Source organism: Sphingobacterium sp. UBA7038 (assembly GCF_002494055.1).
GTDB classification, from domain to species: Bacteria; Bacteroidota; Bacteroidia; order Sphingobacteriales; family Sphingobacteriaceae; genus Sphingobacterium; species Sphingobacterium multivorum.
Window position 1 is genome coordinate 47,465 of the sequence record NZ_DLAV01000041.1, and the last position, 18,443, is coordinate 65,907.

Below are 18,443 nucleotides of genomic sequence, written 5' to 3' on the forward strand. Positions count from 1 at the left end.
TTTAGAATTCATAAACCGTGTCGTGCACCATCATCCGTTCAAAATAAGGTTTGTATTTAGCGACAAGGGCGAGGTGTCCCGGCAGTTTACCATAAGCCTCTAGTTCCTCCAATGTCGCAAATTCCATGGATGCATTGTAGGTAAACGAGTTGTCCAATACCGCTCTTGGAGAAGAAGCAGCTGGCTTGCCATAACGTACATTTTTGACATAGGGAAGCTTTTTAAGACCTTCAAAAAACTGTTTAAATTCTTCTACCTGTTCAGCAGACAAGTCAGGTTTTAGCCAAAAAAGCAAATAGTGGAAATACACTTTTTTAGTTTTCGCTTTTTTCTCTTTTGCCATCAGTGAGGTAGCCGCAAAGCTCATAACACCAGCAGTACCTAGTGTAAGGATAAAATCTTTTCTTTTCATGTTATTGCTATTTAATTAAAATCAATTCTATATTTAAGCACAAATGCCCACTTGTGATCTGTTACCACAGCTTGATCCGCAGCATTTAAATTATAGATTGGACGATTTTGCGCATCAAAAGTCAGCCGGCTGCTATTACCGTGCATCAGTAGCGAGATACCTGCATCATAAATTAAACTTTTGTCTTTCAATACCTTGTAGTCCCCTACTTGTACAGAAACCGCTGGCTGCAGCTGTAAATTATGTTTAGATGGATTGAAATAAGGGAGTGTACCGCCGACCTGTGCGTAAAATGTATTTCCCGTGCCAGCATTTGGCAAGCTATTTCCCGCACCATTCAGGCTTGCATTGGCCGCATCGATACCTGTCGCGGGGTTGTTTGTCCCTGCAAAGCGGAGATAGTTAGGACCATAATCGCTGTGCATGGCCATACCATAGGCACTAATCGAAGTTCCATTCTCTTTATCGATTGGCGCATCATAGATGATATCCGCTGCAAAATTGCGCATATCGTCATTTTTGGTCATCTGCTGTTCATCCAGATGCCAAAGTGCATTGTGCATATACTCAAATCCAGCCCCTATGCTGAGCACATCTTTTTTACCGAGATATGTACCCGAATTGAATGGCGTTTCGTTACTTTCTTTATCGTGGAATGCGTAGCGGAAGTACCCTGACACATCTTTACGTGCTTCGTTTTTGCTAAAGGTGGCTTTATTTAATTTAGGATCAGCGCTGGCGGCGGAATATGGATCGGCAAGTACCACCCGATAGTCAAATTTTCCAAGCTGCCCTTTTGCATAGAAGCTCATTTCACGCACGACCATATCAGTCGCCCCAGTATTGGATGTCGCATACAAAGGCAAGTCGTAAAGAAGCGTATTAAGTGGTCCTGTTGTAAATCGGGAAAGACCGCGCCAAGTCGAACGGCCGCCACCGATCGCAAGTTTGGGGCTGAAACTATATTCCGCATAGGCATCCAAGAGATCCATATACGTATTAGTCTTGCTGTTGACGTTTACGTTAGTAGGACCCATCTGTAATACAAACAGTAAATTTTCGGTAGGCTTGTAGGTCATCTTTGCCCTAATACGCCGCAAAGAAAGATCAGATACATTCGAAACGGACTCGTTGTTTACCAAGCTTCCGGGATTAATCTGGCTATATCTCGCCCACAGCTCAGCGTATCCGCTGAAACTGATATAACGTGTATGCTCCTTATTTAAGAAATGAGTAAGTTTTGGATTTCCAAAATCATTGGTTTGCGCCTCGGCGAGCTCTGCGCTACCTAGTCCCAAACTGAGGAACAATGCCAAGGTAAGCTGTTTTCTATTCATGATTCAACCTAATTTTGTTTTTTTGATAAGTCAAAATTAGGCTGAATATGGAGGTGATATTATTAGAAAACCATTAGAATTTTTAGCTTAGTCAAGCCCCTTTGGATAGGCCAGTTTAAGTTCGACTGAAAACACAGTCCCTACATGGAGAGTTGAATTAACCGCTACATTACCCTGATGCATCTCAATAATTCGCTGAACAATTGAGAGACCGATGCCATGTCCCTCTTTTGAAGGCGTACCGGCCACACGGTAAAACAAATCAAAGATATGCGGGATATCCTTGCTGTCTATTCCGATACCATGATCTATTACCTGCACCTGCGCTATGGTTTTATTTCTGGAGAGCAGTACCTGGGCATGCCGATCGGCACTATATTTACAAGCATTCTCGATCAGATTAGCAAAGGCCACTTTCAAGAGGTAGGCATTTGCAGATACCAAGATTTCCTCTTCGTCGATTGCAGCATTAGCATCAAAAGAGATGCTTACCCGATAGTCTTTATTTTTCTCTAAGACCACTAACTTTGCTTCAAGCAGTATTTCATCCAGTCTGATTTCTTCAAAATTTACCTGCGAACTATCGTAGTTTGCCCGGGCAAAATCCAGCAAGGCTGTCGAAAGTACAGTAGCCTCCTTCGCATCGAGCAATGCCCTATCAATAGAGTTAAAATACTCATCCACATTGGTATTCAGCTGCTGCGCCAATTCCAGTTCGGCGATCATAGCTGCCAAAGGTGTTCTAAACTCGTGTGAAATAATGGATACAAAATGGCGCTGGTTATTGAAAGATTTTTCCAACCGATTGAATGTATTGTTGAATGTTTCGATAAGTTCTGAGAGTTCGTCTTTTGCATTACTATAGGAGACACGTGTGCTCAAGTTATGTTCGGACACATCCTTTATCTGATGTATAATGTAATTGATTGGCTTAAGAATATAACGTGCAAATAGAAATGAAGAGAAAAAAATAAAAAATAGGGCAACGATATAAATCGTTATCAAAATATTTTTCAGCCGTTCCATATGTGCAAAACCCGTTACATCGTACGCATGTCCGATCAAGAAAAAAGGCTTACCCTCAAATTGATAGTTTAAGCCCATATACAGTTCTTTGCCTTGCTCCCATGTAAAAAAATTAGACGTTTTGACAGATTCCAATTTAACATCGGGATACGTCGGTTCGCCTATATCGGAAAAAACAACCCTATTCTGCTGATCGAAAACAGTAATCTGGGCTTCGTTGATCAACTTTTTATTTTGTTCATGAATTCTTCTTATCTGATGTTCCTGCACCTGTGCATCAAAAATAAATTCTGCGCGCCAGATGATCTTATAGCGCAACCGATCAATAAATTCTTCCTGCCGATTTAATTCCGAGAAGAAATAAACCGCATAGGCGAATAGAAACAAGATGATAGCCGAAGAGAGCGTAAATACCCAGGAAGTTCTATTGACAATCTTCATTCTTTATTGGATAAAATAAATCCATGTCCGGATTTCGTATGAATCAATTTAGGTGAAAAATCCCGGTCTATTTTTTTACGCAAATAATTGATATATACATCAATATAGTTTGTTCCGGTATCAAAGTTTTTGCTCCATACATTACGTGCTATTTCATCCTTGCTGAGCATGGTCTCCCTATGTTTCAAAAAGAAGTGGAGGAGATCAAACTCTTTGGGAGTCAACTTAATAGGTTGTCCCTGACTATGAACCTGCTTACTCCGGAGATCAATACTGATACGATCATAGGTCAGCATCCCCTGAATCTCTTCTTCACTGATTTCCCTGTGCCGCTTGAGCAAGACAGCGATACGTGCAAAAAGTTCGCGTATTTCAAAAGGTTTCACCATATAATCATCGGCTCCCGCATCAAAACCAGATATTTTTTCATCGATACTGCCCAATGCTGTGAGCATGATGATTGGGATCCTGGGGTAAGCCGCACGCATCTGTTTACTGAGCCCAATCCCATTCATTCTTGGTAACATGATGTCTATGAGAAGTAAATCATAGTCAACAGATTTGGCTTCTTTGATCGCTGATTCCGCATCACCAAAAACATTGACCAGGTAGCCCTGACTTGCTAATCCTTTTTTCACACTCGAAGCAACGCGTTCATTGTCTTCTACGACCATTATTTTCACCATTCTAGCATGCTTGTATGTATCTACTAATACTGCAGGACAAAGTTAGTTATTTTTCAAAAAGGCTGGAGAGTTCGGTTTCAACTTATTAAATGTAACAGCAGTATAATCAAAATTCTATGCCCTCCTCATAGTAGCGCAGCCTCCATGAACTTTAGACAACGGTCAGGAAAACTCGGTAAATTTACCGTTATTGCTATTGCTAAAATGGCATTGTTACCACTCGTGCATTATATTTACCTTTTTTAATCTCAAATAAAACTGCATACCCACCAGCCCCATCGCCGTTAACAGTACTGATGTATAAAATATCATTTGAGTCATCATAGTAGCATGTTGCAAACTCGTTGTTTACATTAAATAGGTTTTCAATTTCCTTTGCCGGGATCTGGATAAATCTCCCCTTTATAGTAGCTTGAATAGAGGTGTAATGGCTTGTAGGGATTTCGCCATCTGTTCCCCAGACCTGCTGCCCTCTAAATTTGTCTACAACGGTATAACCATCATATTGAGTCGATGAAAAATCACCTTTATTTTTTTCATAATCGAAACTATCGGAATTTATTTGCACGGTTATATCTTTTGCAATAAATTTTACGGTGCCTTCATCAGAAAGTACAGTAGGGATCTGCTTGTAGGATTCTATATATTTAATTCTTGAATTGTGTACATACCCAGTAATGCTCTTATTTCTTTTGTCTGTATAATCAACAATTACCCAATCGCCAAACTTTTCATCAGGAAATGCATAAACAATTTCATCAGCAGCAATTTTTGAAACAACCACGCTATTCACTGTAGCTTGTTTTCTCACATTTACATAGCCGTCTTTGTCAATGATTTTTGCAAATTGGGCCGAGGCCAACTGGCATACAGTGAGAAAAAGTAGTACTAAAAGATATCTTTGATTCATTTGGTATAAAGTTATTACTGATAATATTTTGACCCCGACTAATAAGATCTTGGACCATACGATCTTCCTTACGATGATTCATATTTACGAATATGGGTGAAAGATAATAATTTCCCTACCTTTATATCATTTGTTGATTAAAAATCTTTTAAAATAGACGCTCGGACTAGCTTTTTATGAATTTATATAATGAAAATCCTTTTACCCGTTTTCTACTGAAAACTCGCTAGCGTTAATGACTTTTTGTAGATAAATTTCATCACTAAACAATTCTAAATGCTCTTGCAACAATCATTATGTCGTTAGAAGTGGAAGCGGTTTTAATAACAGAACAGTATAACTTATTATTAACTCATTCCATAAGATTTGAAATCATATTCCTCCTCCTTAATGGATTATTTATGATTTCCTGAATGAATAATCCCCAATCCTGTTCCAAATCATTTAGATCGTCAAATGGCGCTGGATAGTTGAATTTAGGAGCAAATGGAAAAGAAAATCTAACAATTAGGTCTTCTTTATGATAAATCAGAAGCTCCATTGTATTCTCCGCTAGTGGTATCAAATTTACTTTACAATGATCTCCCACATGGAACGTTGTTGTACCAAATAAAAAATAAAGTTCATTTTTCTCTACGTACAAAGCTGTCAAAACATCTTCAATCTGTCTGTACCATCCATAAATATTGGTGACTGGCTCCAAATTTTTAAACTCTTCGCCAGATTCTAGATCAAACAGTATATCGTGTAATTCAAAATTTCGTAGTAGTTTCATAGCTATCTATTTTTTAGAAAAGTTGGTATTTTTAACTACTAAATCCCCGGAGATTATTTCATTCAAACCAACGTGTCCCTGAATGGATCTAAATAATTTAATCCTCGTTCTTCAAATATTTCCTCAAGCTTTTCGGCACCATTTTCCTTTTTAAAAGCTACCTCCTCATCCGTAATCGGCAGCAACCAATAGAAATGGACTGACTTATTGTTATCGAGGGTAAGAATTTCGAGTTTGGGTCCGTCGAGATAAGGTAGCGAAATAAGGCCATAAGAGCAAGAAGAATCCAAGCGCCATCCTCTTCCCCAGCTAATGGTATGCCAATGGCCCAGACTCGCGCCAAATTTATGATAATGTGCTACGACTATTAATGATTCAACTAATGTTTCATCTTGCTCACTAGAAAACATATGCAGTTCGAGGGCAAATTCATCATGCAAGCCAGACATACCTATAGTCGCATAAGCCCACATGTTCCGTTCGGTTGTTGGGGGAAATTCCAGCACCCTAAAATGATCGCCTAGATCCTTATAGGGACCTTTTGGCCAAGTCAAAACGTTATATTCCTTTCCCCAATTACAGGTATAGTGTTCTAAAAGTTTCTGATAGTATAAGGCTGTATCCATTTTTTAATTTATTAAAAATAATCTACTCCTATAAAACTATTTCCATATAACTTTTGTTCTTACTATACAGAACGACAACAAGCTTCATTTCGGCAAGAACATTTAACATAAAAATTGGCGTCGTACAGTGAAAATCCAATAGTCTTTAAAAACATTGGATGACGAAACAAAAAAGAGGAAACGATAGGAAACATAAAAATTACTGTACAAATAAACGCTAAGAGAAAGGGTCTGATGAGAATCAGGCCCTTTTGACGTAAAAAAGCCACATCTCCCGACGTGGCTTCGAACTAAATTTAAGCATATGATTCACTAGTGCTTTATTTGTAACTTCGTTTCGCAACGCACTAGTTTTTAGATACTATTTATAAGAATTGATCGATTTGGATACTTTCCAGTCATTGCCCACAAACTCCAAAGTAATTAGATCAGTCTTGGTGAAGTTTTCAAATTTTAGAGTCACTTTAGCTACCATATAGTCTGCTGACTCTTCAAGGATATCGGTGCTTACAGTACAGTTCAGCTTTTCGCCTTTTTGTTTTTTCAAGGATTTAACCACTTCGCTCCTACTGTGATTTTGCGTATTGGATGATTGGATCTTTTGATTGAAATCTTCGGCAAACAATTGTTCTACACCTGCTGATTCCCCCTCAGTAGTTACCGCAACATAGTGTTCTAAGGCAAAATCTGCTGTGGAAAGGTTAACGTTTGCCTTTGCTGATTTTGCTCCTGGCCCTTCAGCTGCCATTGCAAATGTAGATACTGCGATTAGGGCTGCTGCCGCGAATGTTTTTACTAATGATTTCATAATGTCTTTTTTATAGTGTTAGTATTGTTGTTCTTATTTGTTGACTCAAAACTACAACACAAGAGGTCCCTAGCCTACGGGCTTTAGACCAACATCAAAAAAAACTCGGTGAATGGTGGAAATTGGGAGGTGAAAATATGTACGGATACCAAGTCTAATTTCTGAGCGGCTTTTAGTTTCCTGGATAAACTAAATATCAACTAAGTAAGGGCGAATATTAGACCAACTTACACGAATACGAATCGTTCATCCTAGCCAAATATCTTGTGATTACTTTTAGTATTAGATAATTAAAACATGCCCAAAAGGCATACATTATTTACAAATAAAACTTAAAAACAATGAAAAAGTTATTGATGAGTTTGCTAGCGGTAGCTGCGCTATCGACAGCAGCTTTTGCAGGCACGGACACAAAAGCTGCCAAAGAAAATGCAGAAGTAAAGACAGGTACTTCGGCAGCTGCCGAAAACACCAACAAAGTTGAAGTTGCCGAATCAACAAAAGAAAACAAAGCAACGTTTCTAAGAAAGTGTGTTTACACGCTAACGGTCTACAATACTAGTGGCCAAGTGATTGACACCTTCACTTCGCAAACCTATGTTGAAAATTCCTGTTCAGGATTCTTCGACAACTGCAGAACGATTTACAGACATATGCTTGCCCATGGTGAATTAGGAATATAGTCTGCAACTTATATTTCATTCGAATTATAAGTACTGAAACATAAGCGGGGCCTGGGCCCCGTTTTGTATTGATGTAAAGGCCGAAGGTCAGAAATAAAACATAATCAAAATCAAAAAAAAACTCCTATCGAAAGATCGATATCGCAATTATTTTTAGACTATAAATCCGAATATAAAATAGTATTATTGGATATACATTAAAATTTAAGCCATAGGGGAAGAAGCCTTTTTTTACTGTTTTTTGCCACTGTACTGTTAACAATCCATGTCAGTTGTTCCGGTCAGCCGAGTCAACACGACACTGCTAGTGACTCACTTAGAATTATAGCAAAGAATGCTGATAAATCCCAGGTATTCCCTAAAAGAATAACGCTTGGAAGTCCTGTTTCCAAGGAAATAGGATTATTAAAAAAAGTAGTTCTTGAGAATAAGAATGTAGATACGAAAGAAGAGTATGAAAACAGCTCATTTTCAGAGGTAAAATATTTTTTCGACCCTAAAAACTATATCATTTTAAAGGTCAACACAGACTATCCAGCAACTTTATTCGAAAAATACAATTATAATGCTAATCTTGACTTGACAAAAAACTATCATGAGTTCTATCAGCATCCAATGGTTGGTTTTATGCAAAACCATCAATTTTATGTAGGCGTAAATGCAAATACGGCTTATGAAAACCCCAGCTTATTTCCCATCAAATTTAACAGGCATAGTCATAGTCTCGTTGAAAAAATCGATGACAGACAAGTCAATAACTATCAATTATTAGATAAAGCTGCTGTTGATAGCTTGGAATTAAAATACGGTTCCAATAGAGTATATTTTCGTAACTATTGGAACTTATTAAAAGAACCCAATCCAAAAAATGAATTTTATGAAAAGGTAGTACGCTTAAAAAATTCACTTAAAGCTGCTGCTCAAAAAAAGGATATTAATCCCGAAGATATTGATTTATCCATCTCAATGGTAATCGATAAGGATGGAAAAGTTAATCAACTGGACGCATATTTGGAATACTCAATTCCGGAGAAACAATCTATTCGCATAGAAGATGTGGTATTAAAATCCTTTTTACAATCTTTAAAGATTGATCTTATCAACAATTATTCATTTTTTATTCCAGCTCAGAATAAAGATAAAAATCAAGTGAGCGCATACTTTTTAACCCGATTAAATATTGGATTACCTTATCGAAATTTTAAATAACGAAACAAAAGGGCATAAATCCGAAAAAGCCACATCGCTCGACGTGGCTTCACAACATATATATTTATAGGGAATAAGCATTATTGGTAGGAATGAATTGACCTGGACACCTTCCAATCGCCGTTCTCGTAAACCAAAGTCACGAGGTCTGTCATGCTAAAGCTGTCAAATTTCATTGCAATTTTTGCAATCATATAATCTACTGATTTTTCTACGATCTTGATATTTACTTTGCAATTTAGCTTTTCTCCGTGTTGATTTTTCAACGATTTAATCACAGCGCTACGACCATAGGTCAATATGCTGTTAGCCTGTATCTTTTGGTTGAAATCGTCCGTAAACAACTGCTCCACGCCTACCGATTCCCCCTTGGTGGTGACTGCAAGATAGTGATCCACTGCTAAGCCTGCCGTGGAAAGGTTAATGTTTGTCTTTTCTGATTTGTCTCCCCATCTTTCAGCTGCCATGGTGAATGTGGACAAGGCGATTAAAGCTATTGCAGTGCAATTTCTTACGAATGATTTCATGATATCTTTATTTTATTGTGTTAGTTATCGTGTTTCTACTTGTGGGTCCAAAACTTCTGTTTAATATGCATTTACCCCATGGTCTTTAGACCAGTGATCGAAGAAACTCGGTGATTGTCATTTACCTACAAGAGATTTCGATCCGGAAGCATGCCGAAGAAATTTAGGACACATTTCGACAACCACATGCCAAACATTATACCAGTTGGACCAAAGCGTACACTTATGCTTTCTGGGCCTTAAAATGGCCTTTTATTAATCTTCTTTTAAAAAGCAAATGTGCGCTTGCGAACAGTTTAGAAACGTATTGTCCGCATCCGTACAATGGATAAAGCGTTAAATAGAGACCGTATCAATTACGCAAACACGGCATTTACAGAAGCAAAAAAGGAATGAGAAGGAAGGGATAACGAACATAAAAAAGCCCGAGAACAATCGGGCTTTTCCAAACGGCAAGTGCTACAATGCCATTGCTATTCGGTATAAATGGACAAACATCCTCAAATCTGTCTTACGGACAAATCTACAACGTGTCACTTCAGTTTCTGTAAGCGCTCTTTCGCCGCGGGCACAATATCATCGTTTTTATCATAATTGTCAATCACACTTTTCAAGGTACTCTTCGCCTGGAAGGTATTGCCTTTGCGCGCATAGGCATCAGCAAGCAATAGGAAGCTCTTGGCAACCCAGTATTCTTGTGCTTCCCGATTGTTGATCACATCAAAGGCTGTTTCCAGCGCCTTATCATATTCTTTGTTATCATACTGCATTAGTGCCACGCGATAGCGCGCCTCTGCTCCGACTGCCGACTGGCTCTTCAACGCGGCCAGGTTAAATTCTTTCATGGCAGCCGCTACATTCTTTTCTTTTAGCAAGGCTTTTCCACTGTATAGGTGCGCTTTCGCAATTTCTTCCTCGGTTGCGTCCTTGTAATTCTTGATCAGGCTTACGTACTTGGCCATTTGCTCCATATCGCCGAGTTCGAAGTAACACACCATCAGGTTCGTTACTGCGTAGCCATAGTTCTTTTTATATTCTTCGTTGAGCTCCAATTTTTTGAGGTGTACAATGGCCTCGTTGTATTCCTTGAGGTCCAGGTACAGCGCAGCCACCGTCAGCAAGGTATTCTCTGAATACTTGCTCGTCCAGTCGTTCAGGATGATATTCAGATCATGCAGTGCTTCCTGTGGATGCCCCGTACGGTACGAACTCACCCCACGGATGTAACGGGCGAATTTTTCTTGTTTGGGTTTTGGAAATTTATCAAAATAAGCATTGATCGCTTCTACAGCGGCTCCGTATTCTCCCCTGGCGAATAGAGACTGTGCGGCCTGAAAAGCCATATTATCCAGTTCCGCAGGACTCAGATTACTGACATTGGTACCCACGGCATAACGGATATAGCTTGAAGCATCCCCCTGATCGAGGTAGATGTTTTCAATGAAACGCATGGCCTGCTCTGCCTCAGCAGTTCGGGTATACTTCTCCACCACCTTCTCGAAAGTCGCTTTCGCCGCTTCGGGCTCATCGTTATTGTACTGCACGAGCCCTATGGTCATTAAGGCACGGGGAATATAACTGCTACGGGGGTACTTTTCGACCATTGCTTGCAGCCCTTCGATAGCGCGGCCATAATCACCCATCGTGAAATAAGTGTAGGGAATTTCAAAGGCAGCATCATCTGCATAGTTCGAAGATGGAAATTGTTTCAGTACGGACCGCAGCGTACTGAGCTTGGTTTCATTGTCGCCTTGTAGACCAAATAAAATACCACGCTGGAAGAAGGCATAATCCTGGTTTGGCGCTTTGCTATTAATCAGCTGGTCGTAGTACTTGTTTGCCCGACCATAATCGCGCAGACACAAATACGAATCACCTAGACGTGCAATAACATCATACCGTATATTTTGATCCACGGTATTTCCTCCGGCAGTCAGAAAGCGTTCAAAATATTTGGCCGCCAACTCAAAACGGTTGTTTCGGTATGCCGCGTACGCCAGCCCGTAATTTGCATAATTATAGACATCAGTATTCCGAGCGACGGGCAGGCTTAGAAACTCGGAGAAGTTTTCTACAGCTTCACCAAATTTGCGCACTTCATACATGGCTTCTGCTTTCCAATAGGTCGCAAGAGCCGCCATTTCAGCATTGACCGGAAACTTTTCAGATCGCATAAACATAGATATGCTATTTTCGAAAGCACGCTCATTATAAAACTCCAATCCGCGGTAGTAGGTTACCTTTTGATAGATCGCATTGACTTCCCGACCGCGCTCTTTTAACGATTCCAGCATACTGACACCAGCATGGAAATTGGTCGTCCCCCGTAGAATTTCAGCGGATAGTGTTTCCGCACTTTCCTTTCTTTTTGAACCCGGATCGACAGGTTTCACTTCCTGGGCGACATATTTCTCGAGGACTTTTTGCGCAGCCTGGGTGGAGTCCATTGCAAACAAGATTTTAGCATAGTTAAATAGCGCATCGGCCTTCACTTGCCGGTCCAAATCCAGCTTTGTAGCTTTGACAAAAGCATTTCGTGCAGCTTGCTTGTCGCCCGTCTCCAATGCGATATGACCTAAGGTCATGATCGCCCCCTGATAAAAGGCATCCGAAGGCTTTATGGCCTCCAACATACCGCTCGCCCTTTTGTATTCGCCGGCACCGTAAGCCAGGTAGCTGATGCGATAATTATCGACATTGCTTTGTGAAGCGTCTGGATGCCGTTGCATCAATTCGTGGTAATAGGCCTGTTTATATTTTTGCTGTGCTAAATAGGTGGCAGTGGCAATCTGGCGCAGTTCGGTCTCAATAGCATCACGGTTGATAAGCGTCATATCCGGGCTGCGGCGCACCTTAACGGCATCAGCCAGCATGGGCCGGTAGTCACGTACGACGTCAATGGAATCCATGGTTTGAACTTCACCAGCGCCACTTTGCACACTATGCTGTTGTGGTTTCTCTTTCTTATCTTTCTGCTGTTTCCCCACTTCCTGCGCATAGCCTGTAAGCAGTAAAGCCGAAAGCGTTCCTGTAAAAAGGTATTTAAGATAGTTGTAGCTCATTCTTTCTTTCAATATCATTGTTCGTCCGTATTTCTGAGTTTTTCCAAACGTTCTTACGCCAAGGAGGCTGTAGTGCAATATTTATCTAAACAAATAGCCAAAACTAAAGAATTCTAGCCACATTCAGTAAATTATCAGCTTGAAAACAGACGCATTAGGTAATTTTTACCTTACCGTTGTTTGATTTTTACGATTTAGAATAACATAAGCTATTCCCAATGCGTCCTCGGCAACCGAGTTGATTACAATAATGAAGCCACTTTCTATAAATTCAAGAGATAATCGCATGGGCGACCTCAACGGCCAATACTGCCCGCATCTTGGCCTAGACGTACATTTTTTCTACTTCTAAAAAATAGTTCTTTGATCGGAATAAAGATCTGAGGCAGGGAAAAAAATCAGTAAAAAAGCGAGTGTTTAATAGGGCCATTTCAATAGGTGCTTATTTTCCCAATAGGATAAATAAAAAACATATTCTTATTATTAATGACAATATATTATATTTAGGTATATAAATATAAACATATGTTTAAACCATTTCTTATTCTCTTCCTAATTTTCATTTCCTGCCACGTGAAAGCTCAAAAAAGCAGTTCTTATTTTTATTTAAAGAATACCGCAGATAGTTTAATTTTTGAAAAGAAGACACCTGAAGCTTATTTGTTATATCGAAAAATGGTCAAGATTAGTGATATAGATCCGTTTATTGATATAGAATTGGTAAAATTAGCACTAAAAGTAAAAGACAGTAAAACAGCGGAAAAATATTTAAAGCAATCTATTTTAAACGGTGCTTCTTTAGGGATGTTAGAGGTTGACAGTAATGTAAATAGTTTTTTAAAACATCATACCAATTGGAGAAAAACCTACGATTTACTTCGTCAAAAACATCTAAGCAAAATAGCTCATTTGGAGGACCGCACAACTTTACTTAATATGTTGGAAAAGGATCAGGCATTGCGTTCCTTATTGGGAGTTATTGAATACAAAAAAGCTGATTCTCTTATTTTCGCTAGTGACACGGCTAATATGGCCGTGATAAAGGAGATTATAGCGAGAACAGAGTTTCCGAATCTTGAAACTGTTGGCATGGATGGCGTAAACGCTATCTTTATATTATTGTTACATACTTTAAACAATGGGATTGAGGATGCCAAAAATATTGAAATTTTGACACCATTGATGAAAAAAGCGGTTATAGACCTCAAGTATCCACCTTTCAACATGGCTTTAGTTATCGATAGACACCGGGCCATAATCCGTCAAAAACAGATTTATGGATCATACTGGGAAATGGGTAAACAAAACAAAAGAATTGTTACACCGATTGAGAACATTGATGAGGTAGATGTACGAAGAAAAGAAATTGGGCTACCACCGCTAAGTCTTTTAAGGAACCAAAGAGGGTATGAATTACCTGTGGATTATAAAAACTAAGTGATAATTTCAATTCAGCCAAAAAAAACATCACCTTGGTTTAATCTGCCTTTTCATAAAAAAAATCGCAGGTATCATCTACAACAATGACAATACTATTTCCCCGTTTTTTTATGACTAATTCACACGAAGCAGTACCTCCAGAATAACGCAAAACCAATCGCGTATCAAATACGCCGTATGCTACATGGTATTCTCCATTGCCAAAAAAAGAACTTCGATATTTATTGTTATCCAACAAGGTTAGCTCATCATCTCTATCCGGAAGCTCTGCACCTGCAAAGCATTCGTGATACTTGAAGTCATATTTCCCTAATACCATCGAATGCGTAATCAATCTTGAATAAATAATTGCTGCAGCGATTAAAAACAAGATAAGTAAGAATGGCCAACTTCTAGTTTTCTTCATTCCTTTAAATAAAGATATTATTGTTCTTTGAATTTACGATTAAATTTAGAATTAAAACTTAAAAGAACAAATTTACAATCATAAAAATCTGTGATCATACAAAAAGCCACATCGCAGGATGTGGCTTCTAAACTAAATTTATAAACATGTGATTCACTAGAGCTCGGCTTTTGCTATGACTGAGCTGGCCTCAAATTATGAGCTACTATTTATACGAATTGATCGATTTGGACACTTTCCAGTCATTTCCTTCACGGACAAAGGTTACTTGATCGGTCTTGGTGAAATCTTCAAATTTCAAGGTCATCCTGGCCACCATATAATCGGCTGATGTTTCAAGGATCTCCGTACTAACCCTGCAGTTTAATTTCTCACCTTTTTGTTTTTTCAATGATTTTACCACTTCACTACGGCTATTTGACTTCAAGTTTGCTGTTTGAACCTTTTGATTAAAATCTTCAGCAAACAATTGTTCTACACCAGCCGATTCTCCTTCAGCCATGACAGCAACATAGTGCTCTAAAGCAAAGTCTGCGGTTGACAAGTTAACAGTTGTTTTTGCTGTTTTTGATCCTGGGCCCTCAGCTGCCATTGCACATGTTGAAATTGCGATTAAGGCTGCTGCTGCGATTGTTTTTACTAGCGTTTTCATAATATCTTTATTTTATCGTGTAAGTTTTTCTGTTTTTATTTGTTGATCCAAAACTACTACTCTACATGCTTCCTGCTCACAGACTTTAGATCAACAACCGGCAAAACTCGGTGAATGACTGAAATCAAAAGGTGAACGTCAAAATACATTAAGAACATAAGATCCATTTATTAACTCCGTGCCAAATACTATACCAGCTGTCCCTGTGCGTTCAATAACGGCCCCATGACCTATTAAAGCACATTTCGCATCTTTTTCAAAAAAAGTAGATGTACGGATGCGAACAGTTTATAACAATATCGTTCATATGCGTACACTATATTAAATGCCGTCCAAAAAATGAACTAAAGCCATAAGAGGTAGATAAAAGCTACCAGTATCAATACAATAAAGCAAGTCCAAATTCTGCTAATTTTCGCACTATTGTCCATCTTTATTGCCTGTTTGGGCTGTTCTGAGTGATTACATTGGCTATTCAATTACGGATAAAAGAAATTGTTATACGCAAAACTTTAGGGGCAACGCTCAGCAATTTGGTATATCTGCTGTGCGCAGATATGGCTAAGCTGGTCGGAATAGCCCTGTTGATTGCACTTCCTGCCGGATGGCTGTTCATGAATCAATGGCAGCAAGAATTCGCTCATCGCATTTCGGTTAGCTGGTCGATTCTTGCTCTCGCAGGGATTATCGCACTGGTAATTGCTATGCTAACTCTATGTACGAGAGCAATAGCAGCTGCGAAAGCTAATCCCGTCGACAGCTTAGAAGCGGAGTAAAAATTTGAAAACAACCTCATTCTCAATCACGCCATTCTACTACCCGTATGGCTGTCGCGGGAGCATCAGCGAGTCCCTCAGCATCCTTTTGCACTGTAGGCTGCACAAATAAAGCAATTTTACGTTTCTTTTGCCACAACTGGGTATCATATGTAGGTTCCCAGGCTCCTACAGACTGATCACAAAGATCAATAATATTATTAGCCTCTTGCTGCATCCCATTCAACCTCAGTATCGAAGGTCGGTAACCGCGCTCTTGATCCCGAAAGACCAGCGTCAACATTGTTTTATGATCTTTTCCGCGAACCAATAGCTGGGGCCTGGCGATTGGAATATCCTTTGTTCCACCACCACTCAGCGTAAAGGGTGTTTTTCTAAAATCAAAAGACCGGATCTTCCATTCACCCTCTTGTAAATAGATGACCTTGTATTGTGGGATCTCTGATCCTGCGTCACGCCAGTAACTGGCGATAAAAGGATTCCCTTTTTCATCCGCAGCGATAGAAGTTTGATTAATCAGTTCGTGCTGTTGTGGGATACGGGCTGCATATTCAGCGGTAGATTCTTTTATAGGCAAATCGTACCCCATTCCATTACTCTTTTGCCAGGTTAATCCGCCATCGTTTGAACATGCATAAGCCATATCATGATTGCTTTCCACATTGGTACTTTCCCGCCACACCCAAGAAAGATGTATCGTTCCCCGACGATCCACATAACTTTGCCAATAGGCATTTCTCCGCCCCTCGCCATCAATCAGATTGCTATGCATCCGCTCCCACTTCTGTTGTTTACTGTCGTACCTATTAACCACAAGATTACCATGACCGGATCCGCCATCACGATATAAAAACAGCAACTCACCACTGGGCAACTTTAAGAATTCAGGATAGGTCACCTTTGATTCATTTTGTCCCAGCATGGCTTGCTCATAACCTAGCACAAGACTATTGGGGTGAAGGGTACGTGCATATCTCAACTTGCTGTCATGCTGATCCCAGCAAACGTGGAGATATCCTGCCTTATCCACCATAATACTGATCACATTATGGGCATCCTTCACATGCCCAGTATAACCCGAACGTCGCAACTTCCAGACCTTGCCAGAAAGTAACCGCTGACCTAGAACTACATATCCAGCTTCGTCATAATAAGCGATATATTGGTATTTACCATTGCTGGTTAATGAATTTTTACGAAATACGGTTGTGTTGACCGTGTTCTTTGCCCAACCATTTCCGACAAGCGTATTCTTAATTTTCTGCCCTTGTGCATTGTAAATAAACAAGAGGCACGCGCAAGCGAGCATCCCTACTCTTATTAGTTGATTTAGATATTGCTTCATTGAATTTTTTATACATTTGCTGATTCCGCCAAGTCCTTTTGAAAGGAGTCTTATCACCGGAATTTGGGGTTATTGAATGGCTTTGCTCTGATCTTTATGCCAGTCCTGTCCTGACCAGATACGCCGTGCACTCCAGTCGCTCGCTTCACTTGTCCAAAAAGAATCTCCGTCGGGTAATCCCAAAGGCAAAAAAATTACTGAACATAAATAGGGGCTCCCCTGATTATTGTACGGATCGCCCAAGCCCGGCTGGTTACCATACATACCCAATGTTAACCAGGCCTTTTCATACGTATTGGGGTTTTCGGTCGATTTTCTCAGTACCGCAGACAGTGCAGCCTTCACCTGTCCTTCGCTAAGTTCCACAGGGAGCCGTTTCTTGAAAGCCATATCGGCGAGATGATGGAAAGCTGCCGCACGATAGATTACAGACCTTCCCGTCGGTGGGAAGCTGCCATCGGCATTGATCATCCGCTCCTGAATTAGGGCATAGCGCGCATTGCGGAGCTTGATTTTTGCAAACATCCCATCATAGTTTTTAGTTTTCAGCTGTATGAAATCCATAATTCCGGCCAGGAAGGGATGGATAACATAACTATTATAGTAATCAAACGCATAATGCGGACCATCCATGTACATTCCATCGCCAACATACCACTGTTCCAATTGCTGCAGCGCATAATCAACGCGCATCACGTCCCAATCATCCGAATACTTCGCTAAAAAAACTTCATTCATCGCTGAAAAGAGCAACCAGTTTGAATAAGCCGGCCGAAATTGGCGGGTAATTTTTATGGATGCTACCAAATTCTTTTTTGTCTGTTTGTCGATATGATCCCACAGCCAAGGACTTCGCATAAATCCCAAAGCGATAAATGAGGCATCAACAAGTTGTTGACCACCGAGATCAAAACGCATAAAATCCCGCGCATTGCTGTCCAAAGCATTTTTAAGTGCTTGAACAGTCCATGCTCTATACTGATCGCGTAACTTTATCTCTTCAGCCGAACCGCCATCCAAAGAAAGCCAGGGCGCTATGCCTGACAATACCCTTCCCAAGACTTCAACATATTGTACTTTGATGCGCTGTTCCTTATTATCCACGTGTATAGAAGTCATTTGTGGCATAGTTAACCGTAGGCTATCATGGGCCAGACTGCGGAGGACAGGACGCAGCATCTGATCCATTTCTTTAAGCCAAAAAGCTCTATCCGTCTCCTTTGCTGATACAGGTTTCTCCTTCAAGCCCTGTCCAAGGGCAGTATGGCCTGTCAGAAAAATGACCAAGAACAATAAAATCTTATTTTTCATTTTCAAATCCA

At 39.9% G+C, this 18,443-nt stretch carries 18 protein-coding genes; 4 read left to right on the plus strand and 14 right to left on the minus strand.

Annotated features, from left to right (window positions below; all coding sequences use genetic code 11):
* Position 1: 1 nt before the first annotated feature.
* From B3H30_RS24585 to B3H30_RS24620, 8 genes are all read right to left on the minus strand, one after another.
* Positions 2-412 carry a Dabb family protein gene (locus B3H30_RS24585; RefSeq protein WP_070565284.1) on the minus strand — a complete coding sequence of 137 codons (411 nt, stop codon included), beginning with the start codon at positions 410-412 and terminating at the stop codon, positions 2-4.
* 11 nt (positions 413-423) lie between these two features.
* The gene (locus tag B3H30_RS24590; RefSeq protein ID WP_070565282.1) at positions 424-1,749 is read right to left on the minus strand and encodes a hypothetical protein; all 1,326 of its coding nucleotides are present in this window, start codon (positions 1,747-1,749) and stop codon (positions 424-426) included.
* A gap of 87 nt (positions 1,750-1,836) precedes the next feature.
* Positions 1,837-3,216, minus strand: coding sequence for a sensor histidine kinase (locus B3H30_RS24595; protein ID WP_286709355.1), 1,380 nt, complete (start codon positions 3,214-3,216; stop codon positions 1,837-1,839).
* Positions 3,213-3,902, minus strand: a complete 690-nt coding sequence (locus B3H30_RS24600; RefSeq protein WP_070565278.1) for a response regulator transcription factor — start codon at positions 3,900-3,902, stop codon at positions 3,213-3,215. The genes B3H30_RS24595 and B3H30_RS24600 overlap by 4 nt, the downstream gene beginning before the upstream one ends.
* 199 nt (positions 3,903-4,101) lie before the next feature.
* On the minus strand, positions 4,102-4,812 hold the full coding sequence (locus B3H30_RS24605) for a hypothetical protein (RefSeq protein WP_070565276.1): 711 nt from the start codon (positions 4,810-4,812) through the stop codon (positions 4,102-4,104).
* 352 nt (positions 4,813-5,164) lie between these two features.
* Positions 5,165-5,587, minus strand: a complete 423-nt coding sequence (locus B3H30_RS24610) for a hypothetical protein (protein ID WP_070565274.1) — start codon at positions 5,585-5,587, stop codon at positions 5,165-5,167.
* 62 nt (positions 5,588-5,649) lie between these two features.
* Entirely contained in the window at positions 5,650-6,213 is a 564-nt protein-coding gene (locus tag B3H30_RS24615) for a suppressor of fused domain protein (protein ID WP_070565272.1), read from the minus strand.
* 361 nt (positions 6,214-6,574) lie between these two features.
* The gene (locus tag B3H30_RS24620) at positions 6,575-7,021 is read right to left on the minus strand and encodes a nuclear transport factor 2 family protein (protein WP_139144967.1); all 447 of its coding nucleotides are present in this window, start codon (positions 7,019-7,021) and stop codon (positions 6,575-6,577) included.
* 341 nt (positions 7,022-7,362) lie between these two features.
* Here B3H30_RS24620 and B3H30_RS24625 point away from each other — a divergent pair, with 341 nt between their 5' ends.
* On the plus strand, positions 7,363-7,704 hold the full coding sequence (locus tag B3H30_RS24625) for a hypothetical protein (protein ID WP_286709354.1): 342 nt from the start codon (positions 7,363-7,365) through the stop codon (positions 7,702-7,704).
* A gap of 627 nt (positions 7,705-8,331) precedes the next feature.
* Complete coding sequence (locus tag B3H30_RS24630) at positions 8,332-8,913, plus strand: hypothetical protein (protein ID WP_139144965.1); 582 nt, start codon at positions 8,332-8,334, stop codon at positions 8,911-8,913.
* Between the two features lie 80 nt (positions 8,914-8,993).
* Here B3H30_RS24630 and B3H30_RS24635 read toward each other — a convergent pair whose 3' ends face one another.
* Positions 8,994-9,440, minus strand: a complete 447-nt coding sequence (locus B3H30_RS24635; protein ID WP_139144964.1) for a nuclear transport factor 2 family protein — start codon at positions 9,438-9,440, stop codon at positions 8,994-8,996.
* Positions 9,441-9,973: 533 nt separating this feature from the next.
* On the minus strand, positions 9,974-12,520 hold the full coding sequence (locus B3H30_RS24640; protein WP_070565264.1) for a tetratricopeptide repeat protein: 2,547 nt from the start codon (positions 12,518-12,520) through the stop codon (positions 9,974-9,976).
* A 555-nt stretch (positions 12,521-13,075) separates the two neighbouring features.
* Between B3H30_RS24640 and B3H30_RS24645 the strand changes: the two genes are divergently transcribed.
* On the plus strand, positions 13,076-13,939 hold the full coding sequence (locus B3H30_RS24645; protein WP_139144963.1) for a DUF6624 domain-containing protein: 864 nt from the start codon (positions 13,076-13,078) through the stop codon (positions 13,937-13,939).
* Between the two features lie 40 nt (positions 13,940-13,979).
* Here the strand turns inward: B3H30_RS24645 and B3H30_RS24650 are convergent, their stop codons facing one another.
* Both B3H30_RS24650 and B3H30_RS24655 read right to left on the minus strand, forming a co-directional pair.
* Positions 13,980-14,348, minus strand: a complete 369-nt coding sequence (locus B3H30_RS24650) for a hypothetical protein (protein WP_070565260.1) — start codon at positions 14,346-14,348, stop codon at positions 13,980-13,982.
* Positions 14,349-14,553: 205 nt separating this feature from the next.
* The gene (locus B3H30_RS24655) at positions 14,554-15,000 is read right to left on the minus strand and encodes a nuclear transport factor 2 family protein (protein ID WP_070565258.1); all 447 of its coding nucleotides are present in this window, start codon (positions 14,998-15,000) and stop codon (positions 14,554-14,556) included.
* Positions 15,001-15,467: 467 nt separating this feature from the next.
* Here B3H30_RS24655 and B3H30_RS24660 point away from each other — a divergent pair, with 467 nt between their 5' ends.
* Positions 15,468-15,776, plus strand: coding sequence for an ABC transporter permease (locus B3H30_RS24660; RefSeq protein WP_175441981.1), 309 nt, complete (start codon positions 15,468-15,470; stop codon positions 15,774-15,776).
* A 22-nt stretch (positions 15,777-15,798) separates the two neighbouring features.
* Here the strand turns inward: B3H30_RS24660 and B3H30_RS24665 are convergent, their stop codons facing one another.
* Both B3H30_RS24665 and B3H30_RS24670 read right to left on the minus strand, forming a co-directional pair.
* Positions 15,799-17,121 (minus strand): BNR repeat-containing protein, encoded by a 1,323-nt coding sequence (locus tag B3H30_RS24665; protein WP_070565254.1) that lies wholly within the window; start codon positions 17,119-17,121, stop codon positions 15,799-15,801.
* Positions 17,122-17,190: 69 nt separating this feature from the next.
* Positions 17,191-18,432 carry a DUF2264 domain-containing protein gene (locus tag B3H30_RS24670; RefSeq protein WP_070565252.1) on the minus strand — a complete coding sequence of 414 codons (1,242 nt, stop codon included), beginning with the start codon at positions 18,430-18,432 and terminating at the stop codon, positions 17,191-17,193.
* Between the last annotated feature and the right edge of the window lie 11 nt (positions 18,433-18,443).